The organism is Plantactinospora sp. CA-290183 (genome assembly GCF_050936375.1).
GTDB lineage: Bacteria > Actinomycetota > Actinomycetes > Mycobacteriales > Micromonosporaceae > Plantactinospora.
In genome coordinates this window covers 496,226-521,323 of the sequence record NZ_JBNJMX010000002.1, presented here as the reverse complement: position 1 = coordinate 521,323, position 25,098 = coordinate 496,226, and the positions used below count along the sequence as shown (strand labels likewise).

Here is a 25,098-nt window from a genome sequence, read left to right as displayed (position 1 = left end):
TCCGGCCATGGCACAGCCGGAGTCGCGATGGTTGGGTGTCGACATAGGTGGAACGAAGCTGGCGGTTCGCGTTGAGACGGACTCTGGCGAGTGGACGACCACGCTCCGGTGGCCGGCCGGCGATGTCGCCGCCGACCTCGCCGCGCTCCGCGACGTGGTGCTGACGGCTCGGCGACAGGCCGGCGGGCCGTTCGACCGGGTCGCGGTCGCCGCGGCCCCGACACTGGACCCGGCCGGGACCGTCGTCGCCTGGCCGAGCCGCCCGAGCTGGGTGGGCGCGGCACTGACCGAGGTGCTGGCCAACGCCGCCGGCGGGCCGGTCCTGACCGTCGACGACGGCAGCCTGGCCGCGCTGGCCGAGGCGCACGCCGGCGGCTGCGCCGACCTGGTCTACCTCGGACTGGGCACCGGCCTCGGCGGCGGCCTGGTGCTCGGCGGGCGTCTGATCCTCGGCGCGTACGGCGGCGCCGGCGAACTCGGTCACCTGCCCGTCCAACCGGCCGGGCCGCCGTGCCGGTGCGGTCGCCGCGGCTGCCTCCAGGCCCGCGTCTCCGGTGCGGCCCTGGCGCACCGGGCCGGCCGGTTGCGCGGGCGCGACACCTCGACCGGCGAGCTGGTGGCCGGGGCAGCGGAGGGACGCCGGTGGGCGCTGCGGGTCGTCGACGAGGCGGCGGGCACGCTGGCCCGCGCGATCCTGGCCGTCAGCGAGCTGGTCCAGCCGGCCGAGGTGCGGATCGGCGGTGGGCTGGGAGCGGCGCTGCCGCTGCTGCCGGCGCGGGTGGCGGCGGCGCTGGCGCCGATGGGCCGGCCCGGTCACCGCCTCCCGCTGGTCGGTTCGGGCCGGCTCGGCGAGTCCGCCTCACTGGCGGGTGCGGCGCTGCTGGCCCGGAACCCCGCGCTGGCCGAGCTTGCCCGGCCGGCCGAGGCTCACTGACCGGACAGCTTCTCCACCACGCGTCCGAGCATCTTGTGCTGCCACTGGTCGACCATGACGTACGAGATGGCCCAGCGGTCGCGCCGGCGGCTCAGGGTGTCCGCCATCTGCTCCGGGGTGCCGATCAGCACGTGCGGATTCGCCAGCAGCCGCTCGGGGTCCACCCCGGCACGCCGGGCGAGGACGCGGGCGACGGCGTCGCGGTCCTCGCACACCATCGCCAGGTACACGGTCAGGGCCAGTTCGATCCCGGCGAAGCGGTCGCCGGCGCCTTCGCGGACCCAGCGCAGCTTGCGGTCCGTCGCCTCGGCGTCGTTGTCCAGGTAGAAGGTGGAGCTGTGGCCGTCCGGGTCGCGCAGTGCGGGGTTGACCGAGACGATGTCGGCGCGGCGGCCGGCCAGCCGCAGCACGCGCGGGCCGCCGCCGCCGATGATGACCGGCGCCCGGTGTGCCGCGTCGACCGCCGGCACGACCCGCCGGTCCACCTCGACGTCGTAGTGCCGGCCGTGGTGCTCGAACGCCTCCCCGAGCCGGCACTTCTCGATGACCTCGAGGCTTTCCGCGAGCCGGTCGACGCGTACGCCGGCGGTCCGGAACTCAACCCCCGTGCGCAGGTAGTCGACAGCCTGCCACCCGGCGCCCAGGCCGAACTCGAAGCGGCCCCCGGTCAGGCTCGCCAGCGTGCTGACCTCCCGGGCGAGCAGCACCGGCGAGTAGAGGTCGTTGCAGTAGACGAGGCTGCCCACCCGCAGCTGCGGCGCGGCGGCGGCGGCCACGGCGAGTGCCGGTCCGGGGGCGAGCTGGCCGCTGACGTGATCGGTCATCAGCAGCGTCTGGTAGCCCCGCTCCGCGATCTGCCGGGCCAGGTCCGGCCAGTTGCCGCCGCCGGGATCGGTGGAGACGACCGTGCCGAACCGGAACGCGCGTGAAGTCACGGAAATGTCCTGATCATCGGAGCGGAACACGCCCCGGCAAGGCGCGCGGCGGCGGGGGTGCGAACGCACAGGCGCAGACCCGGGACCGGACGGCGCCAAGCTATACTGGTCACACTATGACTGCTGTGCCCGTCCACACCACTGAGCCCGCGCCCGAAAATATCAGGGAGATGTGCTCCTACGCCATCGACGCGTGGTTCGATGACATCTCCATTCTGACCGACGAGGCGACCCTCGTCCAGGTCATGCGGGATGCGGCCAAGGCGGGCGGCGCCACCGTGCTCGACCACACCTCGGCCATCTTCCCCAACGGGGCGGTCACCGCGGTCCTGCTCCTCGCCCAGTCGCACCTCAGCGTGCACACCTGGCCGGAGCTGGGGCTCGCCAACTTCGACCTGCTCACCTGCGGGCGGCTGCACGGCGAGCTGATCCTCGAGCACCTGCGCACCACGCTGGAACCGTCCCGGTCGAACATCGTCCGGACGATCCGCGACGTCCGCTGACGTCCGGCCCGCCATGGCGATGAACGACTCCTCCGCGTCCCTTCCCGAACTGCTGGAGCAGGTGGCCGAGGCGGTCCGGCTGCAGGAGGGCGGCGTCGGCGTGCAGCGTGTCCTGCAGGCGTTCCGGCAGCTCGACGTCACCTCGACCAAGGCGGTCAGCCGGCACTCCGGGCTCCCGCTGCCGCTCGTCGCGGCGGTCGGCAACGAGCTGCGCGCCCGCGGCATCCTCACCCGGGACCGGCCCAGCCACCTCACGTCGTACGGCGTGCGGCTACTGGCCGATCTCCCGGTCGACACCGGCCTGGACCCGACCTGCACGTGCTGCGGCGGGCACGAGGTGCTGATTCCGGCCGAGCTGACCCCGGTCGCGGCCGAGCTGACCGAGATCATGGCGGCCGGGCCGGGCGCCGACCTCAGCCTCGACCAGTCGCACTGCACCGCCGAGACCAAGATCCGGCGGGTGCTGCTGATGCTGCGCTACGGCGTGCTGCCGACCTCCGACCTGCTGCTGGTCGGCGACGACGACCTGGTCGGGATCGCGATCGGGCTGGTCTCGGCGGCGCTCGGCCGCCCGCTCGTGCACCGGCTCGGCATCGTCGACATCTCCACCGAGATCCTGGACTTCAGTCAGGACCACCTGACCCGGCTCGACCAGCGCGTCGAGCTGGTCGAGCAGGACCTGCGCCAGCCGCTGGACCAACGGCTGGCCGGACGGTTCGAGGTGGCGATGACGGACCCGCCGTACACGCCGGAGGGCGCGCGGCTGTTCCTCGCCCGCGCGGTGGAGGGGCTGCGCGCGGGAGCGGGCCGGAGCATCATCTTCTCGTTCGGCGCGAAGGGCCCCGACGACTCACTCACCGTCCAGCAGTCGATCGGCGAGCTCGGGCTGACCGTCGAGGCGATGCACCGCAACTTCAACGAGTACCTCGGCGCCGGCGTGATCGGCGGTCGCAGCCACCTGCGCTATCTGGCCACCACCGAGCGGAGCCGGACGACGGTGGACGGCGCGTACTCGGGCCGGCTCTACACCGCCGAAAAGCGGGCCGCCGACCGCGAGTTCCTGTGCCTGAACTGCTCGGCCCGGCACCTGGTGGGGCCGCACGGCCAGTGGCCGTACATCGCCACCCTCAAGGAGCAGGGCTGTCCGAACTGCGGCGCGAACCGGTTCCGCCCGCTGCGGCTCGCGCGCCCGGACGAGGTGCCCGCGGCCCGGCCCGGTCGGCCTAAAAAGGACCGTTCGGAGCTTTCCGGGCACTGAAGGTGTTCTATGCTGCCCTCGGCCGTGCGCGCGCACCGGCCACCGGTTCTCGACACGGCATGGGGGCGTGGTCGGATGATGACAGTGCAGGTCGACGCGTTCGAATCGGCGGATTGCATCACCTCGACGTACGGCACTCTGGTGCGCCACCTCGGCGGCGAACCGGCGATCTTCGGTTCACAGTGGGGTTTCCGGCCGGGCCGGAAGGCCGATGTGGAGTGGCCGTTCGAGCGGCTGAACGCCAGCCGGCGCTCACCGTGCGAGCTGATGGCCGACTGGTACGACCTTCAGGTGGTGTGGACCCACCACCCGGACTGGGACGCCGCGACACGGCAGATCCGGGCCACCCTGGACGCCGGTCAGCCGGCCGTCGTCGTCGCCGACGCCTTCTGCCTGCCGTACTGCTGGCAGTTCGGCAAACAGCACAGTCCACACCGGATCGTGCTCACCGCGTACGGAGTGGACTCGGTCGTCATCAGCGACGGCTACCGCGGTTCCCGGTACGAGGGCGCGCTCGCCCTCGACGACCTGTGCGCGGCGATGACGTCGGACGGACTGTTGTTCCCGCGGCGGATGTTCATCGATGGCCGGAACACCGTCATCACCGTGCCCGTGCCGGACGCCCCGCTGACCGAGGTCACCGCGGAGCACACCCGCCGGTCCCTGCGGGAGAACGTCACGGAGTACCTGTCGGCCGGGCGGGCGCACGGCGACGGCAGCGGGCACGACCTGCTGCTGCGCTGTGCGGCGGAGATCCGCGCCGACGCGGCCGGGCTGGCGCAGCGGACGAAGACCGACGTGGCCGAGATCAGCGCCTGGTTCGGGGGCATGGCGAGCCAGCGCGCCCTGAACGCGGCGTTCCTGACCTGGGCGGCGGATCTGCTGGCCGCGCCGTCGCTGAAGGAGCACGCCGACCGGTCCACCGCACTGTCCCGCCAGTGGGAGAAGGTCCGCAACTACCTCTATATCCGGCTCAGTGCCCAGGATCGCCCGGGGGCGACAGTGGACGGGACCGCGGCCGTCGAACGGGTCGCAGGGATGGTCGAGGAGACCGCCGTCCAGGAATTCTCCTGGTGCCGCGGCATCGACGCCGAGCTGCACCGCCCGGCTCGATCCGGCTCTGGGCAAGGGAATCCGCAGGGTCTCGCGGGCGGCGGCACGGGGTAGCCCGCCCCTCGCCTCTGTGGCATGGTGTGAAGATGTTCGATCGAGCCGAACGAATCGGGCTGCTCAAGCGAGCCATCGCCCACCTCAGGTCCCGCACGACCGACCAGGCGCCAGACACCATGCTGGTTCCGGTTGAGGAGTACCTCGACGAGGATCTTTGGCGCGCCGAGATCGAGACGATCTTCAAGCGGAAGCCACAGGCGCTCGCGGTCTCCGCCGAGCTGCGCAACGGCGGCGACTACAAAGCCATGGACGTGTACGGCGTACCCCTGCTCATGGTGCGCGGTCACGACGGGGTGGTCCGCAGCTACCTCAACGCCTGCCGGCACCGCGGCGCCCAGTTGTGCGAGCCCGGCCTCGGCAACCGGCGTCGCTTCCGTTGCCCGTACCACGCGTGGGTCTACGACGACCACGGCGCGCTGGTGGCGGTGCTGCGGGAGGAGACCTTCGGCGACATCGACCACGCTCAGTTCAGTCTGCGGGCGCTGCCCACGGTGGAGCGCAGCGGCATCATCTGGGTGACCCTGACTCCTGACGAGCCGATGGACCTGGACGCCTGGCTGGACGACTTCGGCCCGGTGCTCGACGAACTGGAGCTGGACAAGTGGCATCTCTACACCACCCAGGAGTTCCCGGGCCCGAACTGGAAGCTCTGCTATGACGGATTCCTGGAGGGCTACCACTTCCAGACCCTGCACAAGCTGACGTTCGCCACCAACACCATTACCAACCTGATGGTGGCGGACACCTTCGGCAAGCACCAGCGCGTGCTCTTCGGCACCAAGTCGCTGCCCCAGCTGCTGGATCTGCCGGAGAGCGAGTGGGATCCGGACATCGCGGCGGCGCCGATCTACACCATCTTCCCGAACGTGTCGATCGCCGGTACCTGGCACGACTTCGCGATGGTGTCGCAGATCCTGCCCGGTACGCGGATCGACGAGAGCAAGACCGTGCAGATCATCCTGACGAAGCACCCCGTCGAGTCCCCGGAGCAGTTCAAGATGGCCGATGCCTACACCGACATGATGCTTCGTGGCACCCGAGACGAGGACTACACGGTTGCCTACGGCGCCCAGGCCAGCCTGGGCAGTGGCGCCAACTCGCATCTCATCTTCGGCCGCAATGAGCTGGCTCTCCAGCATCAGCACACCTGGCTCAACCGCCTGGTCGGCCGCGCGTGACCGGCGACGAACCGCCCCCGGACCTCGCAACGACCATCGTCACCCTGGACAACGGTGTGCGGATGCACACCGTGAGCGCCCTGGACGCGCGCTTCCTCAGCCGTGAGATCTTCGACTTCGACGGCTACGGTGATCTGGACCTGCCGGAGGCACCCTTCGTCGTGGATGCGGGCGCCAACATCGGCATGTTCATGCTCAAGGTGAAGATGAGCAGGAAGTCCGCCACGATTCTCGCCTTCGAGCCGATGCCGGCGCTCGCCGAGACCGTGCGTCGGAACATCGAGCTGCACTCGTACGAGGACGTGACCCTGCACCAGGTCGCCCTCGGCGAGGAACCGCGCGAGGGCGCGGAATTCACGTACTATCCCCTGCTTCCCAGCAGCTCCACCCGCTACCCCGCCATTCAGGAGAATCTGCGGGTGTCCATGGAACGCACGTTCCCGAGTCGGGTTCTCGACCGCATGTACAAGGGACACAAGGTCACGGTCGACATCGTACGGCTTTCCGACTACCTGCCGGACGACCGCCGGATCGATCTGATGAAGGTCGACACGTCCGGTTCGGAGCTGGAGGTACTGTCGGGGATCGACGCGCGACACTGGCCTCTGATCCAGCGCATGATCCTCGACGTCCACGACCGGGACGGGCGGGTGGCGGCGGTCTCGGAGGCGCTTCGCCAACGCGGCATGCAGGTACGCGTGCGCCCCGCTCCGATGGCGGAGGGCGACGGCCTCAATTTCCTGATTCACGCCGAGCGCGAAGGGGCATGACATGCACGTGCTGATGAGCGCCCTCGACCGCAACGACGCCGAAAGCCTGGGGCGCGCCTGCTCACGGAACCGCATACTGCTGCACGACGCGCCGGCCGACGGCGCCGCGGGCCTTGAAGACGACCTGTTGGCGGTGTTCATCGCCGAGGGCACCGATCCGCCGGTGTCTCCCGCGGAAATCCGCCAGCACGGCGCCTACGCGGTGCAGGTGCAGCAAACGGTGTCCGGCATGCAGATGTTGCACGCGGCGCGGAATGGCTATCACTTCGTTTTCGGTTCGCCGCTGCCCACGGACCGAGTATCCAACTTCCTGCGTTACATTTGCGATGTCGCCGCCCCGCCGAGGTCGCAGATCCTCCGACTTACGGATACCGGAACGCTCGTAACGCCAATGGGCACTGCCGAACTGGAGCACGCCGAGGTCTCCGCTCTGCGGCTCCTCGGTGAGCGGCGGGACGGGATCGTGTCCCGGGCGGACCTGATGTCGGCGACCGGGGGCAGCGACCCTCTGCGTACGATCAACGCCCTGCGGGGCCGGTTCAGCGCTCTCGGGTCCGGCGCGCAGATCCTCAAGGTGCCGCACATGGGTTACCGCCTCGTCGGCGCCCTGCACCCCGCCGAGGAGGGCTGAGTCGTCAGCTCAATTGGGGGTCAGTGCCGGAAAGAGGACCAGGAAGCCTGACACTCATCGGTGTCGTTGTCGGCGTAGTCGGCGTACGGATGGTCCGACTCTCCCGTACTGGTCAGTTCACGCTGCAAGGCAGTGAAGTCTGTCTCTGGAGAGAAGTATTTCAGCTCCCGAGCCACCTTCGCTTGCTTGGCTTTGGCACGGCCGCGCCCCATGACTCGACCTCCTCGCGCAGGGATCCGGGCAGCCTGGCACACCCGATGACGTCACGCATTGTCGTAGGACAACGATACATGAGCGGCACAGGCTCCGACACTTCAAAGTTTGGTGCTCGCGTGCCCGTGTAGGTGGCGGCGGTTGCGCCGGATCCGACTGCGCCCGTGCCAGCACGGTGAGGTCAGCGGAGGCTAATGCCGGCGCAGTTCCGGCTGCTCCGCGCCGCTGGTCAGCGACCAGGAGATGGGGGACCGAGCGCAGGATCCGGACTGGCAGCCCTTATCCGGCACGCTATCGACCAGGGGCGTACGGACTGCTCCGGAACAGCACCAGAGGTCCACCATGGACGAAACACAACAGACACCTAATATGCGTTTCCGCAGCTCAGATGCCTGTTGATCTCGTGCGCCCGAAGGGACTCGAACCCCTAACCTTCTGATCCGTAGTCAGATGCTCTATCCGTTGAGCTACGGGCGCAGGTGCCTGACCAGTTTACACACCGGCTCCGGCGCGGAGACTCCGGGATTCGAACCCGGGAGGGGCTTTAAGACCCCAACCGCATTAGCAGTGCGGCGCCATAGACCAGACTAGGCGAAGTCTCCCAGGTGGCCAGGGACCACCGTCGGTCGAGGATACAGCGAGGCGGCCCGCGAGGGCAAAACGGTATCCCGATCCGTACGCCTCGGCCGGTGCCGGACCCCGTCACCGGCCGGGCCAGGCGGGTTGCCAGCCCCGCCGCCGCCGGGCCGGGCGGGCGGCCCGCGGGACGCTGGGCGCGACCCGGGTCGATTTCCGAGAGGTGCCGACCGCCCAGCGGGACTAGGCTCGCAGAGCATGGAGGAGCAGTCGCCCGCCGAGCCGCCGCGTCGCCGTCCCGCATCCAAGTCGACCCGCCGCTCCGGCCCCGCCAGGGCTGCCTTCACCCCGCCCTCCGAGGAGTCGGCGGAGAGCGCGGCGGAGGCGCCGAGGCCGCCCCGTGCCCGTACGCCGCAGGTACCGCCCGCCGTGCTCTTCCAGCCACCCGCCGAACCCGGCGAGCCGATCCCGGCGCCGGCCGGGCGAGCGGAACCGGTGCCCCCGCCGGGGTTCACCGAGGCCCTGCCGAGCGGCCCGATCGAGTCCGGCGGCTCCGCCCAGCCCGCCCTGGGCGACCGACCGGACGCCGAAACCCCGCCCGAGTCGACGGTCGTCCCGCAGCCGGGCCCCGGTAGGAAGGCCACCGCCAGAAAGGCACCCAGCAGGAAGGCCAGCCTCGCCGCAAAGGCGACGGCGGACCCCGCCGACCCCGCCGGCCCGGCCGCGGGCCCGGCCGAGAGGGCCCCGGCCGCTCCGACCGTGACCGGCACCGGCACCGGCACCGGCACCGAGAAGACCGGCGCGGAGCAGGCCGCCACCAGGAAGGCTGGCGCCAAGAAGGCCACCGCCCCCAAGAAGGCCGCCGCCGCGAAGACCACTGGCGCCAAGGAAGCCACCGCCGCGAAGACCACCGGCGCCAAGGAAGCCACCGCCGCGAAGAAGGCCGGCGCGAAGAAGGCCGCCGCCGCGAAGACCGCCGGGGTGAAGAAGGCCGCCCGGAAGAGCGCCAGCGCGGAAACCCCGACCGGGGCAGCGACGGGTACCGGGCCGGAGGGACCGGCGCCGCAGGCGGAGACGGTGACCGAGATCACGCCCGAGCCGACCGCCACCCCGGACGACGACGGCCCTCGCGCGGTCCCCGTACCGGTCGAGGGGGTGTCGCCCCCACCCGGGACCGCGCTGGAATCGACGAGCCCGGGCGCGGCGCTGGGGCGTACCGCTGGATCGGAGGCGCGGCCCTGGGCGACGGCCCGGATCCTCGACCACCCGGGTTACGCCCCGGAACTGCTCGCGCTGGCCGCCGTCGACGTGCTCGGTCCCGGGGCGGGGACCTGGGCGGCGCGGACCCGCGAGGCCTACCCGACGGCGACCGCCGACGGGCTGGCCCGGCTCGCCACCCGGCGGTACGTGCGGATCGCCGCCGCCGGGGCGGCCGGGGCGGCGGTGACGGGGGTCCTGGCGCCGGTCGCCGAGGCCGCCGTCGTCGCCTGGGCGTACGCCGGGCTGGTGCTGCACCTGGCCGCCGCCCACGAACTCGACCCGACCGACCCCGAACGGGCGGTCGACCTGCTGATGCTGACCGGGGTGCATCCGAACGCCGCCAGCGCCCGAGCCGCGCTCGGCGCGGCGGTGGTGGCGGTACGCGAGGGTGCCGCGCCGCCGGACCGGCTGGCGGAGGCGGGCTGGCGGCTCGGTGCCCCACTGGTCGCCCGGGGTACCGGCTGGCTGGCGCTGCGGCTGGCGACCCGGCGACTGCCCGGTGCGACGTCGCTGGTGGCCGCCGCCGCGGGCTCGGCCGCCGCCGAACGGCTCGCCGCCCGTGCCGTCGTCCACTACCGGGCCGCCGCCGGGTCGACCGGCCGGGACCTTCCGCCGGGCGCCTGAGCGGGCCCGCCGCCCCTCCGGCCCCGGAGGGTCCTGGCGGTGGGCTGCGGGCGTATCGACCGGGTGGTCTAGAGCCAGTCGAACCAGTCCGGGGGCAGCAGGGCATACCCGACGAAGGCCACCACGTCCAGCAGGGTGTGCGCCACCACCAGGGGCAGCACCCGCCGGGTACGCAGGAAGAACAGCGCGAAGACGACGCCCATGACGGCGTTGCCGAGAAACGCCCCGAAACCCTGGTACAGGTGGTAGGAGCCGCGCAGCACCGCGCTCACCGCGATCACCACGCCGATCCGCCAGCCCATCTCGCGCAGTCGGGTCACCAGGTAGCCGACCACGACCACCTCTTCGAGGATCGCGTTCTGCGCGGCGGAGAGGATCAGCACCGGGACGGCCCACCAGATGTCCGGCAGCGCCGCCGGGACGACGCTGGCGTTGACGCCGAGGTGCGCGGCCACCCAGAAGAGCCCGAGGCCCGGCAGGCCGATCAGGGCGGCCAGCGCCGCACCCCGGGCCAGGTCCGCGCCGGGCCGGCGGGCGTCGAGGCCGAGCAGCCGCCGGGCGCCGCCGGGCGGCTGCGCCGCGTCGTGGGTCCCGTCGCGGTCCAGCAGCCGCTCCCGGTCGAGCAGCCCGGTGCGGTCGAGCACCCGGTCCCGGTTCAGCAGGTGTACGGCGAGCAGCGCCGGCACCAGCGCGAAGAGGATGTTCAGCAGCTGGTAGGTGAGGTCGAGCCAGGGTCGCGCCGAGTGTGAGGCGTTCAGTGTCGCGGTCTGCTGGGACAGTGGTCGGTCGGCGGTCAGCCGGGCGATGATCGTCACCGCCGAGTAGACCGCCGACTGTCCGAGGGACACCCCGAGGACCAGCAGCACCTCGGTACCGAGCGTCCGGCGGGCGAGTGGTCGGGCAAGGTCAACCGTCACCCGACAACTGTGCCCGATCCGCGGCGACGGTGGGGCGTCGCCCGGCGACGAGGGTCCCGGAGACGCGGACTGGCCCCTGTCGCACCCGTTGCGGGTGATCGCACAGGGTGTCCGACCGATTACCGAAGATGATGAGCATTCTTGCTGCGCAGCCCCCGACCGAGAAGGTGTCCATGGACAACCTCGCGCAGTTGTTGAAGGAGAGCTGGACCCTGGTCGACGACCATCGGGACCGGCTCGCCGGCTACTTCTACGCCCGCATGTTCCTGTCCGACCCCAGCCTGCGCACGCTCTTCCCGGTACAGATGGACGGGCAAAGGGACCGCCTGCTGGAGGCGATCGTCACCGCCGTCCAGACCATCGAGGATCCCGAGCACTTCGACGGCTACCTCCGCTCGCTGGGCCGGGACCACCGCAAGTACCACGTCCGGCCCGAGCACTACGAGGTGATGGGCGTGGCGCTGCTGGACGCGCTGCGCAGCGCCGCCGGACAGCGCTGGACCATCGAGTACGACCAGGCGTGGCGGGACGCGTACGACGCGATCTCGGCGCGGATGCAGGCGGGCGCGGCCACCGACACCAACCCGCCGTACTGGGATGCCGAGGTGCTCGGTCACGAGCGGCGCGGGCCGGACGTCGCCGTACTCACCTGCCGGCCGTTGCAGCACCCGCTGCCCTACCAGGCCGGTCAGTACGTCAGCATCGAGGTCCCCCGCTACCAGGCCCGGCTGTGGCGCACCTACTCGATCGCCAACGCCCCCCGGGAGGACAATGTCCTGGAGTTCCACGTCCGCGCGGTCGGCGCCGGCTGGGTCTCCAGCACCCTGGTCCGCCGGGTCCGGGTCGGCGACCTGCTCCGGCTAGCCGCCCCGATGGGCTCGATGACGCTGGACCGCACCTCGACCCGGGACGTGCTCTGCGTGGCCGGTGGTGTCGGCCTCGCCCCGATCAAGGCGCTGGCCGAGGAGATGGCCGGCTGGAACCGTACCCGCTGGATGCACGTCTTCGTCGGCGCCGCCACCCGGGACGACCTGTACGGCCTCGCGGAGCTCTCGGCGCTGGCGGCCGAGCATCCGTGGCTGTCGGTGATCCCGGTGTGCGGCGCGGATCCCGGCTTCCCCGGTGAACGGGGCGAGCTCGCCGACGTCTGCGCCCGGTACGGCCCCTGGACGACGCACGACTGCTACGTCTCCGGCTCGGTGCCGCTGGTCCGGTCCGTGCTGCGGGCGCTGGCCGCCGACGACGTGCCCCCGGAGCACATCCGCTACGACGCGTTCGGCGACGTCTAGCACCGTCGCCCTCCCACCGCCCCCGCAGACCCCCTCCCCCCAGCCGGGTCTCGTGCCCTGCCGGTAGGGCACGAGGCCCGGCTTCCCCTCTTCCGGCGTACTCCCCGCGCCGCGCGGAGGGGGCCGGGCGCGGCTCAGTACCGCCAGGGGTTGCCGGTGTCGCGGTACTCCTCGACCGGCACCAGCGGGACGTCCGGATCCATCCGGTCCACGTAGAGCCGGCCCTCCAGGTGGTCGATCTCGTGAGCCACCAGGCGGGCCATCGCGAACTCGAACGAGGTGATCACCCGCCCGCCGTCCCAGCGGGCGTGTTCGACGTCCAGCCGCAGCGGCCGGGGGACCAGGCCCCGCAGGTCGAAGAGGGAGAGGCAGCCCTCGTACTGTTCGTCGCGCTCCAGCGCGGCGTCCACCACGCGGGGGTTGAGCAGGACGACCGGCTCCGCCTCCCGGTCCGGCGGCCGGACCACCGCGGCGGCCCAGGGAAGTCCGATCTGCGGCGCGGCCAGCCCGACGCCCTTGCTGAACGGGTGCAGCTCGTCCAGCTGGTCCAGGGTGGCGCGCATCCGGGCCACCACGTCGCGGGCGTTGACCTCGTCGCGGGGCAGGTCGAACTGCCGGGCCGGCTGGCGGAGCAGGTCCGCGCCGAGCTGCACGATGCCGGCGGCCCGCATCCGGTCGCTGGCCCGGGTGGGCGCGTCGTCGTCGGACGGCGGCGCCGGCGGCTGGGCCCGGTACCGCCACTCCAGCCGGTACCGCGCGTTCAGCGGGGGGTCGTCGGTCGACCACTCGAAGCGCGTCCGGCCGTCCTCGTCGTGCCGGACCAGCGGGGTACGCAGCGGACCCTCCTCGGCCGAGAGCGAGGTCTCCACCCCCCACACCTGCGGGTCCAGGTGGAGCGGCAGGTCCAGCCGGAGCACGAGCCGCCGGGTCGGCAGCCGTACGGCCCGCTGGAACCACTGGCCCCACTTGTCCTGGTTGACGCGGTAGGAGTATTCGGTGGTGACCCGCTCGCCGGGGTAGAGCGGGAACCGGCCCTGCGCGTTCTCGAAGAGCAGCCAGACCTCCTTGAACGCGTCCCGGTCGTGCTTCTTGCGCCACTCCATCGGCTCCCGGGTGCCCTGGTCGTCGCAGAACGCCTGGAGGTCCAGCTCGGCGAAGGTGAGCGGGTTCTCCCGGTGGTGCCGGTTGGACCGCCCCGGATCGTTCGGGTACCGGTCCACCGCGACCCGGACGAGGTAGCGGGTCACCGGTTCGGTGCCGGCGTTGTAGAGGGCGCGCCGGATCACGCAGCGGTACGCGTCGTCCTGGTAGGCGAGGGTGGCTGTCTCCTGCTCGACGATGAGCCCGGTGCCCGGGGGCATCCACTGCTCGGGCACCGGCGGGTCGCGGTGGGCGGCCACCGCGGAGCGGGCCTGACGCAGCTCGTCGTACTCCTGGAAGCGCTGCCAGATCGCGCCGGAGGCGCCGAGGACGGCCTCGGCGCGCCGGGCGAAGTCCTCGGTGGGGCGGTGGCGCCGGCCCTCGACGTGACTGACGTAGGAGGGGTCGAAGCCCATCCTGGCGGCAAGCTGCTTCTTGGTCATGCCCCGCTCGACCCGTCGGCGGGAAAGCTCGGCCGCGAACGAGTCGGCAGCTCGCTCGATAGGCGAGGTGGTCATCTGGATCCTCTGGCCGGGAGTTTCAGTCTGGCCGGCCGAGCCGGCCAGTCTGGCAGAACTGCCGCGTTAACGACATTGGCTTGACATTTCGGCCACTCTAGTTCAGCCGGGGACACCTTCTCGTCAGCCGGCGCGCGCGGCCACCGTGTTGGCCGCTACGCCCCGCCCCGGGTGCCCCGAACCCGCAACTATGGTTAGGCTGACCTTAGTAGGCTAGGGTGACGGACAGCTGGGTAACGGTGGAGGGTGGATCCAGGTGGCAGTGCGGGCGTCGAGGCAGATCAGACCGGTTGCGGCTGCCGTACCGGCGGACTGCCCGCGCACTGGCACGGCAGTGATCGGCTACCAATCGTGACAGCACTGATTCACGACCGGGCCGCCGCACCCCTCGCCCCGGTCACCGCGACGCTGCGCGCGATGTTCGGCACCGACCGGTTGCCCGGACTCGCCACCGGGCTGACCGTCACCGACGAGGCGGGGTGGGTCCCCGCCACCGACCTGGTCGACGGCACCCGGCTGCCCGAGCTGCTCGACGCCACCCGGCAGCGCTGGGGCGCCACCGCGCACGCCGGCGCCGCACTCGCCTGGAAGAGCTACACCTACTGGCTCGCCCTGCCGGTCGTGCTCGGCTGGGCCTCCGCCCGCCGGGTGCCGCTGCTCTATCCGGCGGACGTCCTCGTGCACTTCGAGGAGCAGCGCCCACTGCTCAGTTTCGGGCTGCGCCGCTCCACCGGGGTCGCGGTGCTGCCCTCCGACCCGCTGGCCCTGGCCGGCCCGCCCGAGGTCCGGGTCGTCGCCGACGAGGCCGAGCTGCTCCGTACGCTCCGGGCGTCCCTGCTGGACGCGCACCTGACCCCGCTACTCGACGCGATCCACGCCGAGGTGCGGATCGGTGCCCGTACGCTGCTCGGCTCGGTCGCCTCGGGGGTGGCACACGCCGTACTGCGCGCCGCCGACGCGTTGCCGGGCGGCTCGGCGGAGACGATCGGCACCCTGCTGGAGACCCTCGACGTGGCCGACCTGATCGACCTGGTCCCCGGACCGAGCGGCGAGCTGACCGTGCAGCGCAAGACGTGCTGCCTCGCCTTCACCCTGCCGCAGCCGAAGATCTGTGCCGGCTGCTGCATCCGCACCCCCTGACCGGGGCGTCACGCGGATTCGGCCCGACACAGGGTCGATACTCAAGGTGGCCGGGCCGGCACACAGGGATATGATCTTTGCGCGTGGTCTGTCCGGTAACGTCCGTGTCCTGGTCACAACCCGTATGCAAGTCGCGAGTTCCGCTCGCACCGGTGCCCCAATTTCCATACGGTCGTCGTAGATGGTTCACTCTGTCGGTCCAGGTGCAGGTCGAGTTCAGAGCGTGAGGAATCGACGCATGTCAGAAATCCTTGGGGATCAGCGGGTCCAGGAAGAGGTCCTTGAGGGCCTCGCCACCGCCGTCAACCATCGGCGTTGGTTCGTCGAGCTGGCCCTGCCCTACCTTGGCGACAACCCGATCGAGATCGGCAGCGGTCTGGGCGACTACGCCATCGAGTGGGCGCCGTTCCTCGACCGGTTCACCGCCACCGAGGCGGACCCGGACCGGCTGATCGCGCTGAAGGAGCGCCTCGCCGGCGAGCCCACCATCGAGGTCCGGCAGATGCTGCTGCCGACCACGGAGCAGGGCGACTACAGCGCGGCGGTCTCGTACAACGTGCTGGAGCACATCGAGGACCACGTCAGCGCGCTGCGCAGCATGCGCAGCCTGGTCCGCCCCGGCGGCGCCATCGTGCTGATCGTGCCGGCGTTCGAGTTCGCGATGGGTCCGGCCGACATCGCCACCGGGCATGTGCGCCGCTACACGAAGAAGACCATGCGGGCCGCGCTCGAAGAGGCGGGCCTGGAGGTGGAGACGCTGCACTACGCCAACGCGCTGGGCCTGATCGGCTACTACATGGCCACCAACGTCTTCCGGCTGATGCCGAAGGAGGGCCCGATGGTCAAGGTGTACGACACCCTCGTGTTGCCGGTGACCAAGGCCGCCGAGCGGGTCGTGCGCCCACCGTTCGGCCAGTCCGTCTTCGCGGTCGCCCGGGTCCCCGGCTGACCGGTGCACCACCCGCGGCGGGCCGGCATCCCTCCGGGACACCGGCACCGGCCGCCGATCGAGGGCTACCCCGTTACCTGGTACGTGGGGCGGATCACCGCCCGGGCCAGGGTGTGGAACGCCAGGTTGAACCCGACGTACGCGGGCGTCGCCTCCGGCGTGACGTCGAGGGACTCCACGTCCAGGGCGTGTACGGCGAACAGGTAGCGGTGCGGGCGGTCCCCGGGCGGCGGCGCGGCGCCCCCGTAGCCCTGCTGGCCGTAGTCACTGCGCACCGTAAAGGCGCCCTTCCCGGCGGCGTCGTCCGACGTGGCGGCGCCGGCCCCCCGGGGCAGCTCGGTCACTCCCACCGGCACGTTGACCAGTACCCAGTGCCAGAACCCGCTGCCGGTCGGCGCGTCGGGGTCGTAGCAGGTCACCACGAAGCCCTTGGTCCCGGCCGGGAAGTCCGACCAGGCGAGGTGCGGCGAGAGGTTCTCGCCGCCGACGCTCGGATGGGCGTGCCGGGCGTCCATCGGCTCACCATTGCGCACGTCGTCGCTGGTCAGCGTGAACGACGGCACGGGTGGCAGCATCTCGTACGGGTCGGGTGGAATCGGTCGGTCCAGCGTCATCGAAGGATCCTTCCCTCAACGGGGGCCTCCGCCGATCGGAGGCGGTTCAGCGTGCCTTTCTACCCGCTCGGCGCATCGCCACCCGCGGCACACCACCCGATTCCGGCCGCCGCCGGGCGCGGCGGTCGCGCCGACCTCACGCGCCGGCGTCGGGCGGTTCCGGCGCGGCGTCGACCGGGTCCAGGTTGGCGGCCGTCCGCAGTTGCGCGGCGGTGAACCCGGGCGGCGGTACGGCGGCCCGACAGTGGATCTTGACCGCGAGTGTCGGCGGCTCGGCCCCGGCGAGGTAGCCGAGCGCGACGGCCAGCGCCTCGCAGTGCAGCACCCCGCAGACCGGGCAGACGCCCTCCCGGTCCGGGGTGTGGTCCGCGACAATCCGCCGGGCGGCGAGGATCAGCCGGTTCCGGACCTGTACCGGGGACAGCCGAAGATTCATGGCGCCCTCGCTTCGCCTCGTCCGTCGTGCCGGCCGACGTCGTTCGCCCTCGGCGGCTGAACGTGAACCAGAATCGTTACTTACGTACGATCACGGCTCGATTACCGCTAGTAGGTTAGTGGAGGCAATGGGGCGGCCGTCAACCGCTGTGAATTATCTCCCTTACTGGCCCCTTGAGCGCTTTGGCGGCTTCTGTCCCACCGGGACTGGCCCTACGCGTGTGGGAAACGGGCGGATGGCTGTCGCATTCCGCGGGGACCGGCGCGGACGATGTTCACCGTCGATCTTGTCCGTGGTTCACGAAGATCATTGAAGGGCTCGACGGAACCGTTCGACCGGATCGGATCCCGTTCCCGCGCGACTCGGATTAACCGCACTAATGATCATTTGCGGAATGCGAACGTACTGCCGATGCTCTATGCTTCCGGCTGGATCATGCAAACGGGGATCGTGCCGGAACGCCAGGCCCGCAGGGGTGGCGCATGCCGGTCAGACGGGAGCGACATGGGCTGCTCGCACGCCGAACGATGCCCGCTATTCCCGCTGCTCAATGCCAGTTTGCGAAGCTGGCGAGACTACTATTGCGACACCGACGACGGCTGGCGGGGCTGTGCCCGATATCAGTTGGCACTCACCGGCGCTGTCGTGCCGATCGTACTGCTGCCGAACGGCGTCACCGCGCAGCATCTGAGAGCCACCGGCGCGGGGACCGACTGGACCGGCCCGAGCCGGTCGACCCAGGCCCGCCGGCCGGTGCCGGATCCCCATCAGCCGACGACCGCCGCACCCCCGACCCCGTTCGAACAGATCCGTGCGCCGGCCCAACCGCTGAGGCCCCCGCTGCACGCACAGGTCGTACCGACCCCAGGGCGCCATGACGTGGCGCGGCCGCGACCGCGGCGCCGCTGGTGGACCCGCCTCGCTGATTGGATCTCAGGTCCCGCATGAGCAACTACTGGCCCTGGTGGGCGGGCGCGGTGGGGCTCGCCGTCGTCACCATCAACTACACCGTCACCACCGATCGGTCCTTCGGCGTCTCCTCGTCCTGGGAACGCGTCCTGCGCTGGCGGGCCGAACGCCGGGTCGAACGGATGGAGGCCCAGTTCGCCGACGAGCGCAGCCTCACCGAGGCGCTCGCGGCGGCCACCGCCGCGCACTTCGGCACCCGCCCGGGGGACGCGCCCGCCCCGCCGTACGCCGAGCCCCGCGACCCGCACACGGCGGCCCGGAACGTCGGGCCGGCCACGGGTGAGCCGGCCTCGGGCCCGAGGGTGCGCCCGGCACCTCTGGTCAGCCAGGCCGCCCTGCTGCTGTCGATTCTCCTGGGTGGTTGGTTGGCGGCGGTCACCGCCGGACGGTTCGACCTCCGTCTCGACATGGGCGAGGGCTTCCGGGAGATCGTCACCGCGAGTCCACCGCACATGATCGGCGTATTGTTCGTCGGCGGTGTCCTGGTCGGATTCGGTACCCGCCTCGCCGGAGGTTGTTCCTCCGGCCACGGGCTCAACGGCTGCGGCCGGCTGCACCCGGACAGCATCGTCGCGACGGCCGTCTTCTTCGGCGCCGCCGTCCTCGTGTCGTTCCTCTTGTGGAAGGTGGTCTGATGCGCACCCGGGGCGGGCTTCTCGTCGCCAACATCATCGCCGGGCTCGCCCTCGGCTACACCGTCGCCAATATCGGGTTCGGCGACTACGCCGAGCTGAATCGCATGTTCACGTTCCAGGACCCGCGCATGCTTCTCGCCTTCGCCGGCGGCGTGGCGATAATCGTCGTGGTCTTCGCCCTGATCCGCGTCCGCCGCACTCCGGGACGCATCCACGCGGGTGTGATACCCGGCGCGGTGCTGTTCGGCACCGGCTGGGCGATCTCCGGAGGATGCCCGGCCATCCCGATCGTCCAGGTCGCCACCGGGTACCTGCCGGCCCTGGTGACGATCGCGGGCATCGTGCTCGGCGTCCGGCTCTGCCACTGGGCCAACGCCAGGTACTTCCACCTCGACGTCGGATCCTGCGCGCGGTGACGACCGCTGCCGGACGAGCGGGATACCGGCAGCCCCTGACACCCGCCAACCCACTCCGCCCCTGACCCGCGTCTGCGCTGGTCAGGGGCGTTCGCGCCGATCAAGGCCACCGGGTCAGCCCAGCCGGCGAAGACCGTCGGTGACGGCCGTCCGGAGTTGCTCGCCGTATGCGTCTGCCGGCAACGCGCCGACATGCTCGGCCGCCCGCCCGAAGGCGGTGCGCGCGGCGACAGGGTTACCGAGCCGTTCGTGCGCCATCGCCACGCTCACCTGCAGCGAAGGGTAGAAGGCGGCGATCCGGTCGTCGCCGACCGCGTCGGCATGCCGCAACGCCTCCTGATTCCACCGCAGGATCTCCTCGGGGTCGTCCTGCTGCCGGGCCACGCAGTGTGCCGCGACGCAGGCGTCGTAGTCGTCGGTACGCCTCGCCCAGGCCTGTTCGAACAACGCCCGCGCCTCGGCCGGCCGCCCCTGCGCCTCCGCCCGCATCCCGTCCTGGCACAGCCGCAGCACCGGATTGTCGAGATCCATCATCACTCCCGTTGATCGCCGACCGGCTGACGTGAGGATCCTGGGGGCTCGACCAGATCGAGGGTCAAGCAGGCGGGACACCCGACCGCCGGACTGCGCGTGCCGCTCCAGGAAAGGAGGGGAATGTGGAAATCTGGGACGATCTCCCTGTCCGGCGCTACACCGTCTCCGACCGGAAGGTGAACCGATCACGTGACGACGCAGGTCATCGTACTCAACGGCGGTTCCAGCTCGGGCAAGTCCGGGATCGTCCGGTGTCTCAAGTACCTCCTGCCGAAGCCCTGGATCGACCTGGGCGTCGACGATCTGGTCGACCGGCTGCCGCCGTCCATGGTGACGTTCGGGCAGCAGGGGGAGGTCACCCTGGGCAAGGGCTTCGGCGACCTCCAGCGTGCCTGGATGGCCGGCATCGCCACGATGGCCAGGGCTGGAGCGCCGGTCATCATGGACGACGTGTTCCTCGGCGGCGCGGCCTCCCAGGAACGTGCTCGGATGTGCCTGGAGGGCCTCGACGTGCTGTGGGTCGGGGTGCGCTGCGCCCCGGACATCGCCGCGGGCCGCGAGATCGCACGAGGTGACCGGGTGATCGGGATGGCGGCGTCCCAGGCCGAGACCGTGCACCAGGGTGTCGTCTACGACGTGGAGGTGGACACCAGCCACACCGAGTCCCTGGACTGCGCGCGCACCATCGCCGCGTACGTGGTCTGACGCGGTGCGCCGACCGCCGGCGCCGATCGGGAGTCGGGACGGCGACCCCGCCGTCACTGTCCCGCGGCGACGGTCCGCTGGGGCAGGGGCATCGCGCGGTTGAGGGTGTGCTGGGCGAGGGCCCGGGCGCGACGGTCGCCGATCCCGTGGGCGGCGTCCAACCCGATCTCCCGGATCTTCGCCCACTCCCGCCAGTGCCCACGCCGCTGAAGGAACGTCATGAGGGTCGAGGCGAGCTGCCACGCGTGGGCGTGCCGACCGCTGCCGCGGGCCTGCTCCACGGCGGCCAGCAGGGTGGCTCGCTCGGCGGCGAACCAGGCGAGCGCCGCCCGGTGGCCGACGATGGCCTCGGGGGCGGCGCCGGGCAGTGCCGGAGCGAGGGCGATCGGCTCCCGGTGCGGATCCAGGGCCCGGTCGGCGGCGTACGCCGTGTGCAGGTAGTGGTCGAGTATCCGGTGTACCGCGGTGCGTCGCTCGTCGGCGGACTCGCACGCCCGCGCCTGCTCGGCCGCGTACGCCCGCAGCAGGCCGTGGAACGTGTACCGACCGGGCAGGTGTTCGGTCGACAGGTGCGCCCGGGTCAGTTCGGCGAGCAGGAGCCGGGTGGGAGCCACCGGGAGCCCGACGAGCCCGGCCGCGGCCGGCAGGGTGATGTCGGTTCCGGGCGCGAGGGCCAGCAGCCGGAACAGCCGGGCCGCCTCGGGACTGAGCGTGTCGTACGAGCTGGAGAAGACTGCCCGGAGATTGGCCGGCGGGTCGTCGGAGGCGAAGGCCTCCAGGCTGCCCCGCGACCGTCGCAGCTCGTTGGCGGTGCTGCGCAGCGGATGGTCGGGCTCCACGGCGGAGCGGGTGGCGGCGATCGCGAGAGCCAGCGGCAGCCGCGCGCATCCGGTGACGATCTCGGTGACCGCCTCCGGCTCGGCCGCGACCCGCCGACCGCCGAGGCGCCGACGAAGCATGTCGTGGGCCTCCTCCGGGGTCATCAGGTCCAACGGGATGGGCTGGACGTCGTCGGTGGCGACCAGGCCGGCGAGCCGGTTACGACTGGTGATCAGTGCCAGGCAGCCGGGTGTCGCGGGCAGTAGCGGGCGGACCTGTTCCGCGTCCCGGGCGTTGTCCAGCAGCACCAGCACCCGCCGGCCGGCCAGCAGACTGCGGTACAGGCCGATCCGCGCCTCGAGGTTGGCCGGGACGCTCTCGGGTGGCACGGCGAACGCTTCGAGGAAGCCACACAGTGCCGTGGCCGGGGTCACCGGCGAGGCGCCCGGGTCGAAGCCGCGCAGGTTCGTGTACAGGTGGCCGTCGGGGAACCGGTCGGCGACCCGGTGCGCCCAGTGCACCGCCAGGGCGGTCTTGCCCACGCCCGCCGTGCCGCTGATCGCCGACGCCACCACTGTGGACGCCGGGTCGGAGACATCGTCCAGCAGGCTCGTCAACTCGGCGAGCTGGGCGGCCCGGCCGACGAAGTGCCGCACCGCCGCGGGAAGCTGGCGCGGAATCACCGGCGTCGCCGGCGGGTGCCGGACGGCGAACCGGGATTTCGGGCCGTCGCGCGACCGGCGGGCCTGGCTGAAGGCATGGTCGATCATGCCGTACTGGTGTCGCCAGAACTCCTCCACGCCGACCGGCAGCGACACCAGCCCGAGGCGTTCGTGGTCCCGGGCGTGCTGGAGCGAGCCCTCCACCAGTCCCCGCACGACCCGCCAGTCCGGCAGATCCCGCAGCTGACCGTTGAGGATCGCGCCGAGCTGGCTCTTGCTCACCCCGAGCTGCTCGCTGAGCGCGCGCAGACTGGGCCCGCCGGCCTGGAGTCGTAACATCCGGAGGTCCGCGCAGAGCCGGGCGAGCAGTTCCTGGGCACCGTCGATGGTCATGGCCTTGCTCCCCCCGTGCCGTCCGGCGTTGTCCGGTCACCCGGGCCTGCGGTCCGAGCACGAACAACATCAATACGCTACCTCGTCCCAGCCCGTCCGTGCCCGGGAAAACCTGGGCGGCTGCCGCGTATGCCGCCGGCTGCGGCGATGAACTGTCCGGTGCTGTCCGGCCTGGGCCGGCGGCACCGTAACGACCTCAGCGAGAACGGTGGGAATCGGTAATTTGCCGTGGCCGTGGCGGAACGCGGCGCGCGGCGTGGCGATCCTGGTGTCCTGTCCGGAACTGGCGTGCCGGGACGCCCGGTGGCGACCCCGGACGCGCTCGGCCGCCCAGACCGGGTGTTGTCCGGCGTTGTCCGGTGATCCGGACCCGCTGCCCCGCGCCGAGCAGGACCGTCGACGCGTGTTGTCCGAAGGTGTCCGTTGCCGGTTGCCGCTGGCCGGCCCCCGGATACGGTCGGATGAGTGAGCACCTGATCATGACCGACGGATCAATTGGAGCCGTCGAGCGGCCAGAAACTCGAAGTCCGATTCCGCGTCTGGCGCGATTAGGAAATCGAGTGGAATTTGACCCGATGAGTCCGGACGCTATTTCACCGTTGGGAGTGAGACGCGGCCCCGGTCTGCATCGGAGTAGACGGTAGGAGCGACGCCACGTCTTTCCTCGGATCTGGCCGAGGAGGCGATCAACGGGGGGCGTACAGGTGAAGGATTCGGCTGGAAAAGTTTCCTCGGCGGTCGACCCCGCCGCTGGCCGGGGTGGACCAACCGCCCCGGGGAGCACCGCGATATCCGGAGAGACGCCGCCACTGGCGGCCGATCCCGCACCACGGTCCGGCGCTGCCGGGGCGGCCACGGCCGGTGTGTCCCTTTCCGTTTCCCTTGCGGGCGTCCTCGGTTCGGGTGACTCGGTGGACCTGGCGTCGGTCCTCGGCTGCTTCCGGAGCCCGTCCGGTGCTCCGGACGCGTTGCGGTGTGCGCTCCTGCTCGCGGGTGGGCGGCTCGAGGGGGAGCGTCTGCTGCGGGGGGCGCTGGCGGGTGCGGTCGACCGGGAGGACGCCGGACGGATCGCCGCGGAGGCGGTGGCGGAGATACTCGGTTGGCGGGTCTGGTTGACCGGGGCTGAGGTGGTGGCGGGTCTGCTCGCCGCGGGTGGCGTGGTGAAGGTGTTCATCTACGCCGGCACGTCGGAGCTGGCTCTGGGTGACGCCGTCGAGCGGGTCGACGGGATACAGCTCGTCAACGGGCGGGGTGACAAGGAGTCGGCGTTCATGGCGGCGGGCGCGTCGCTGTTGCACCCGAACCGGGGCGCGGCCATTCTGCACGGGGCGCGCGGCCTGACCAACGCGATGGGCGCGGTGGCCGACGCCCGGCGGAGCGAGGCGGGGACGCTGTTCGTGGTCGGGCTGCCGTCCACCAGCTCGGCGCGTTTCCTTCCGCCGCACGGCGAACCGGGCCTGCTGGACGGACTGAGTGGCCTTGTCGACTGGCACTGGCAGGCCGGACCGGTTCCGGCCGAACCCGAGGATCGGGACCGGGAGGCGCGCCGGTTCGTCGAGCAGTTCCGGCAGGCGCTGACATTCTCGTCCCGGGCCCCGTTCCGGCCGGCGATGTTCGGGGTGCCGCAGGATGTGGCCGAGCAACGGTGGTTGCCGCTGGCCGCGTTGGTGCCGCCGACCCCCGCGCCCGCCGGCCCGGTGCCGGCGGTGGACCGGGCGGCCGTGGAGTCCGCGGTCGAGCTGCTGGCCAGGGCCGAGCGCCCGCTGTTCCTCGTCGACGACTACGCCTTGCGCTTCGAAGGGTTCAGAGAGGCAATCGATGCGGTGAGTGCGGCTCTGGGCGCTCCCGTGCTACAGGTGCGGTACCGGCGCGGCCCGATGCTGTTCGAGCGGCTGCGGCGGGACGAGGTGGAGAACTTCCTCGGCTGGCTGGACTCGTTCAGCCCGGTACACCGCGATCTGCTCGCCTCATCCGACCTGGTGGTGACGGTGGAGGACCGCAACATATACGAGCGGGTCGTGGGTGCGCTGCCGGACTGCCGGAAGATCGCGGTGAACACCGACCCGGAAAAGGTGTTCAAGAACGAATACCTGAAGGACAAGGATCTTCTGGTCGTCGGTGAGCCGACCGGGGTGTTGCGGGACCTGGCGGACATGCTGGGTCGGCGTGGTGTGCCAACCCGGGCTCCGTGGTTCGGCCCGGAGGCCCGTGAGCCGGACGCCGTGGTGGTCGAGCGGGTCGACGCGCAGGTGCGACGCGCTCGACGGGCCGTGGTCAGGACGATCGCGGAGGTTCTCGGCGGCTGGCGACAGCCCGTTCTGGTCGATGACAGTCAGATGTTCGGCGGTCTGCTCGCCGAGGACTACGACGAGCTGCCGAAGGGGCTGCGCGTTCTCGGCGGGCACGGCGCGTTTGTCGGGAGCGGACTGTCCTACGCGACCGGGCTCGCCATTGCCGACGACGGGGTGCGGGTGATGTGCACTCTCGGGGACCAGGCGTTCGTGAACTCCTTCCAGGGGCTCGTGGCGGCCGTACAGGAGCGGGCCCGGGTTCTGTACGTCGTCTGCAACAACGGTGAGTCCGTGTCGCTGAAGAAGCAGGGCACCGCGTCGTACGGTGCGGTGGATCGGCCGTACCTGTCGAATGTGCCGGGCCTGCGGTATCACGCGATCGCCGAGGCGCTCGGTATTCCCGCCGAGGTGGTCTCCGTGCCCCTCGGCGGTTCCCCCGAGGAGGTCGACGCCGGGATAGCGCGGTTGTCCGCCGTACTGGCCGAGGCGGCCGCGGTCGACGGCCCGAGCATGGTCGAGTTGGTGCTGCCGTCGGCGCCCGAGGTCTGGGCGGGGATCTGGCTCACCCAGGGCTTCGAGCAGGGTACGGCGTCCGTCGCCGCGCCCGTCCGGTGAGCTC

At 71.4% G+C, this 25,098-nt stretch carries 23 protein-coding genes and 2 tRNA genes; 15 read left to right on the top strand and 10 right to left on the bottom strand.

Annotated features, from left to right (window positions below):
• Window positions 1-7 precede the first annotated feature (7 nt).
• Window positions 8-934: an ROK family protein gene (locus ACQEUR_RS07285; protein ID WP_433027256.1), complete on the top strand. Its 927-nt coding sequence runs from the start codon at window positions 8-10 to the stop codon at window positions 932-934.
• Here ACQEUR_RS07285 and ACQEUR_RS07280 read toward each other — a convergent pair.
• On the bottom strand, window positions 928-1,869 hold the full coding sequence (locus ACQEUR_RS07280) for a TIGR03621 family F420-dependent LLM class oxidoreductase (RefSeq protein ID WP_433027253.1): 942 nt from the start codon (window positions 1,867-1,869) through the stop codon (window positions 928-930). The genes ACQEUR_RS07285 and ACQEUR_RS07280 overlap by 7 nt on opposite strands.
• A gap of 116 nt (window positions 1,870-1,985) precedes the next feature.
• Between ACQEUR_RS07280 and speD the strand changes: the two genes are divergently transcribed.
• From speD to ACQEUR_RS07250, 6 genes are all read left to right on the top strand, one after another.
• The gene (gene speD, locus ACQEUR_RS07275) at window positions 1,986-2,372 is read left to right on the top strand and encodes an adenosylmethionine decarboxylase (protein ID WP_433027250.1); all 387 of its coding nucleotides are present in this window, start codon (window positions 1,986-1,988) and stop codon (window positions 2,370-2,372) included.
• 13 nt (window positions 2,373-2,385) lie between these two features.
• Window positions 2,386-3,630 carry a bis-aminopropyl spermidine synthase family protein gene (locus ACQEUR_RS07270; RefSeq protein WP_433027247.1) on the top strand — a complete coding sequence of 415 codons (1,245 nt, stop codon included), beginning with the start codon at window positions 2,386-2,388 and terminating at the stop codon, window positions 3,628-3,630.
• Between the two features lie 78 nt (window positions 3,631-3,708).
• Entirely contained in the window at window positions 3,709-4,797 is a 1,089-nt protein-coding gene (locus ACQEUR_RS07265) for a BtrH N-terminal domain-containing protein (protein ID WP_433027244.1), read from the top strand.
• 32 nt (window positions 4,798-4,829) lie between these two features.
• Window positions 4,830-5,978 carry an aromatic ring-hydroxylating oxygenase subunit alpha gene (locus ACQEUR_RS07260; protein WP_433027241.1) on the top strand — a complete coding sequence of 383 codons (1,149 nt, stop codon included), beginning with the start codon at window positions 4,830-4,832 and terminating at the stop codon, window positions 5,976-5,978.
• The gene (locus tag ACQEUR_RS07255; protein WP_433027238.1) at window positions 5,975-6,748 is read left to right on the top strand and encodes an FkbM family methyltransferase; all 774 of its coding nucleotides are present in this window, start codon (window positions 5,975-5,977) and stop codon (window positions 6,746-6,748) included. Before ACQEUR_RS07260 ends, ACQEUR_RS07255 begins: the two co-directional genes overlap by 4 nt.
• 1 nt (window position 6,749) lies before the next feature.
• On the top strand, window positions 6,750-7,379 hold the full coding sequence (locus tag ACQEUR_RS07250; protein WP_433027235.1) for a hypothetical protein: 630 nt from the start codon (window positions 6,750-6,752) through the stop codon (window positions 7,377-7,379).
• A 20-nt stretch (window positions 7,380-7,399) separates the two neighbouring features.
• Here the strand turns inward: ACQEUR_RS07250 and ACQEUR_RS07245 are convergent, their stop codons facing one another.
• The 3 genes from ACQEUR_RS07245 to ACQEUR_RS07235 form a co-directional block, all read right to left on the bottom strand.
• Window positions 7,400-7,591: a DUF3073 domain-containing protein gene (locus tag ACQEUR_RS07245; protein ID WP_433027232.1), complete on the bottom strand. Its 192-nt coding sequence runs from the start codon at window positions 7,589-7,591 to the stop codon at window positions 7,400-7,402.
• A gap of 405 nt (window positions 7,592-7,996) precedes the next feature.
• Window positions 7,997-8,069, bottom strand: a tRNA-Arg gene (locus tag ACQEUR_RS07240).
• A 34-nt stretch (window positions 8,070-8,103) separates the two neighbouring features.
• A tRNA-Ser gene (locus ACQEUR_RS07235) sits at window positions 8,104-8,194 on the bottom strand.
• Window positions 8,195-8,426: 232 nt separating this feature from the next.
• On the opposite strand from ACQEUR_RS07235, the gene ACQEUR_RS07230 reads away from it, so the two are divergent.
• Window positions 8,427-10,052 (top strand): hypothetical protein, encoded by a 1,626-nt coding sequence (locus ACQEUR_RS07230; protein ID WP_433027229.1) that lies wholly within the window; start codon window positions 8,427-8,429, stop codon window positions 10,050-10,052.
• A 68-nt stretch (window positions 10,053-10,120) separates the two neighbouring features.
• Here the strand turns inward: ACQEUR_RS07230 and ACQEUR_RS07225 are convergent, their stop codons facing one another.
• Window positions 10,121-10,969, bottom strand: a complete 849-nt coding sequence (locus tag ACQEUR_RS07225) for a CPBP family intramembrane glutamic endopeptidase (RefSeq protein WP_433027226.1) — start codon at window positions 10,967-10,969, stop codon at window positions 10,121-10,123.
• Window positions 10,970-11,142: 173 nt separating this feature from the next.
• Between ACQEUR_RS07225 and ACQEUR_RS07220 the strand changes: the two genes are divergently transcribed.
• On the top strand, window positions 11,143-12,258 hold the full coding sequence (locus ACQEUR_RS07220) for a globin domain-containing protein (RefSeq protein WP_433027786.1): 1,116 nt from the start codon (window positions 11,143-11,145) through the stop codon (window positions 12,256-12,258).
• A 134-nt stretch (window positions 12,259-12,392) separates the two neighbouring features.
• On the opposite strand, the gene ACQEUR_RS07215 is transcribed toward ACQEUR_RS07220, so the two are convergent.
• Window positions 12,393-13,916 (bottom strand): peptide deformylase, encoded by a 1,524-nt coding sequence (locus tag ACQEUR_RS07215; RefSeq protein ID WP_433027223.1) that lies wholly within the window; start codon window positions 13,914-13,916, stop codon window positions 12,393-12,395.
• Between the two features lie 417 nt (window positions 13,917-14,333).
• On the opposite strand from ACQEUR_RS07215, the gene ACQEUR_RS07210 reads away from it, so the two are divergent.
• Complete coding sequence (locus ACQEUR_RS07210) at window positions 14,334-15,056, top strand: IucA/IucC family C-terminal-domain containing protein (RefSeq protein ID WP_433027783.1); 723 nt, start codon at window positions 14,334-14,336, stop codon at window positions 15,054-15,056.
• A gap of 238 nt (window positions 15,057-15,294) precedes the next feature.
• Complete coding sequence (locus ACQEUR_RS07205) at window positions 15,295-16,005, top strand: class I SAM-dependent methyltransferase (protein ID WP_433027220.1); 711 nt, start codon at window positions 15,295-15,297, stop codon at window positions 16,003-16,005.
• Between the two features lie 65 nt (window positions 16,006-16,070).
• Here the strand turns inward: ACQEUR_RS07205 and ACQEUR_RS07200 are convergent, their stop codons facing one another.
• Both ACQEUR_RS07200 and ACQEUR_RS07195 read right to left on the bottom strand, forming a co-directional pair.
• Window positions 16,071-16,619 carry a YbhB/YbcL family Raf kinase inhibitor-like protein gene (locus ACQEUR_RS07200; RefSeq protein ID WP_433027217.1) on the bottom strand — a complete coding sequence of 183 codons (549 nt, stop codon included), beginning with the start codon at window positions 16,617-16,619 and terminating at the stop codon, window positions 16,071-16,073.
• Window positions 16,620-16,755: 136 nt separating this feature from the next.
• Window positions 16,756-17,055: a hypothetical protein gene (locus ACQEUR_RS07195; RefSeq protein ID WP_433027810.1), complete on the bottom strand. Its 300-nt coding sequence runs from the start codon at window positions 17,053-17,055 to the stop codon at window positions 16,756-16,758.
• 944 nt (window positions 17,056-17,999) lie between these two features.
• Between ACQEUR_RS07195 and ACQEUR_RS07190 the strand changes: the two genes are divergently transcribed.
• Together ACQEUR_RS07190 and ACQEUR_RS07185 are read left to right on the top strand one after the other, a co-directional pair.
• The gene (locus ACQEUR_RS07190; protein WP_433027214.1) at window positions 18,000-18,659 is read left to right on the top strand and encodes a YeeE/YedE family protein; all 660 of its coding nucleotides are present in this window, start codon (window positions 18,000-18,002) and stop codon (window positions 18,657-18,659) included.
• A complete protein-coding gene (locus ACQEUR_RS07185) occupies window positions 18,659-19,075 on the top strand; it encodes a YeeE/YedE thiosulfate transporter family protein (protein ID WP_433027211.1) in 417 nt (138 codons plus the stop codon). Before ACQEUR_RS07190 ends, ACQEUR_RS07185 begins: the two co-directional genes overlap by 1 nt.
• A gap of 114 nt (window positions 19,076-19,189) precedes the next feature.
• Here ACQEUR_RS07185 and ACQEUR_RS07180 read toward each other — a convergent pair whose 3' ends face one another.
• The gene (locus ACQEUR_RS07180; RefSeq protein WP_433027209.1) at window positions 19,190-19,606 is read right to left on the bottom strand and encodes a hypothetical protein; all 417 of its coding nucleotides are present in this window, start codon (window positions 19,604-19,606) and stop codon (window positions 19,190-19,192) included.
• A gap of 192 nt (window positions 19,607-19,798) precedes the next feature.
• Between ACQEUR_RS07180 and cpt the strand changes: the two genes are divergently transcribed.
• On the top strand, window positions 19,799-20,314 hold the full coding sequence (cpt, locus tag ACQEUR_RS07175) for a chloramphenicol phosphotransferase CPT (RefSeq protein WP_433027206.1): 516 nt from the start codon (window positions 19,799-19,801) through the stop codon (window positions 20,312-20,314).
• Between the two features lie 53 nt (window positions 20,315-20,367).
• Here the strand turns inward: cpt and ACQEUR_RS07170 are convergent, their stop codons facing one another.
• Window positions 20,368-22,188 carry an ATP-binding protein gene (locus tag ACQEUR_RS07170; protein ID WP_433027203.1) on the bottom strand — a complete coding sequence of 607 codons (1,821 nt, stop codon included), beginning with the start codon at window positions 22,186-22,188 and terminating at the stop codon, window positions 20,368-20,370.
• A 911-nt stretch (window positions 22,189-23,099) separates the two neighbouring features.
• Here ACQEUR_RS07170 and ACQEUR_RS07165 point away from each other — a divergent pair.
• On the top strand, window positions 23,100-25,094 hold the full coding sequence (locus ACQEUR_RS07165; protein ID WP_433027200.1) for a thiamine pyrophosphate-binding protein: 1,995 nt from the start codon (window positions 23,100-23,102) through the stop codon (window positions 25,092-25,094).
• The last annotated feature ends 4 nt before the right edge of the window (window positions 25,095-25,098 follow it).

Bases quoted from the DNA above. Each gene is read 5' to 3' on its own strand.
- ACQEUR_RS07200 (WP_433027217.1), bottom strand. From the start codon at position 16,619: ATGACGCTGGACCGACCGATTCCACCCGACCCGTACGAGATGCTGCCA.
- ACQEUR_RS07260 (WP_433027241.1), top strand. From the start codon at position 4,830: ATGTTCGATCGAGCCGAACGAATCGGGCTGCTCAAGCGAGCCATCGCC.
- ACQEUR_RS07245 (WP_433027232.1), bottom strand. From the start codon at position 7,591: ATGGGGCGCGGCCGTGCCAAAGCCAAGCAAGCGAAGGTGGCTCGGGAG.
- ACQEUR_RS07180 (WP_433027209.1), bottom strand. From the start codon at position 19,606: ATGGATCTCGACAATCCGGTGCTGCGGCTGTGCCAGGACGGGATGCGG.
- speD (WP_433027250.1), top strand. From the start codon at position 1,986: ATGACTGCTGTGCCCGTCCACACCACTGAGCCCGCGCCCGAAAATATC.
- ACQEUR_RS07230 (WP_433027229.1), top strand. From the start codon at position 8,427: ATGGAGGAGCAGTCGCCCGCCGAGCCGCCGCGTCGCCGTCCCGCATCC.
- ACQEUR_RS07170 (WP_433027203.1), bottom strand. From the start codon at position 22,188: ATGACCATCGACGGTGCCCAGGAACTGCTCGCCCGGCTCTGCGCGGAC.
- ACQEUR_RS07185 (WP_433027211.1), top strand. From the start codon at position 18,659: ATGCGCACCCGGGGCGGGCTTCTCGTCGCCAACATCATCGCCGGGCTC.
- ACQEUR_RS07215 (WP_433027223.1), bottom strand. From the start codon at position 13,916: ATGACCACCTCGCCTATCGAGCGAGCTGCCGACTCGTTCGCGGCCGAG.
- ACQEUR_RS07285 (WP_433027256.1), top strand. From the start codon at position 8: ATGGCACAGCCGGAGTCGCGATGGTTGGGTGTCGACATAGGTGGAACG.
- ACQEUR_RS07210 (WP_433027783.1), top strand. From the start codon at position 14,334: ATGTTCGGCACCGACCGGTTGCCCGGACTCGCCACCGGGCTGACCGTC.
- ACQEUR_RS07205 (WP_433027220.1), top strand. From the start codon at position 15,295: ATGTCAGAAATCCTTGGGGATCAGCGGGTCCAGGAAGAGGTCCTTGAG.
- ACQEUR_RS07250 (WP_433027235.1), top strand. From the start codon at position 6,750: ATGCACGTGCTGATGAGCGCCCTCGACCGCAACGACGCCGAAAGCCTG.
- ACQEUR_RS07195 (WP_433027810.1), bottom strand. From the start codon at position 17,055: ATGAATCTTCGGCTGTCCCCGGTACAGGTCCGGAACCGGCTGATCCTC.
- ACQEUR_RS07190 (WP_433027214.1), top strand. From the start codon at position 18,000: ATGAGCAACTACTGGCCCTGGTGGGCGGGCGCGGTGGGGCTCGCCGTC.
- ACQEUR_RS07220 (WP_433027786.1), top strand. From the start codon at position 11,143: ATGGACAACCTCGCGCAGTTGTTGAAGGAGAGCTGGACCCTGGTCGAC.
- ACQEUR_RS07270 (WP_433027247.1), top strand. From the start codon at position 2,386: ATGGCGATGAACGACTCCTCCGCGTCCCTTCCCGAACTGCTGGAGCAG.
- ACQEUR_RS07265 (WP_433027244.1), top strand. From the start codon at position 3,709: ATGACAGTGCAGGTCGACGCGTTCGAATCGGCGGATTGCATCACCTCG.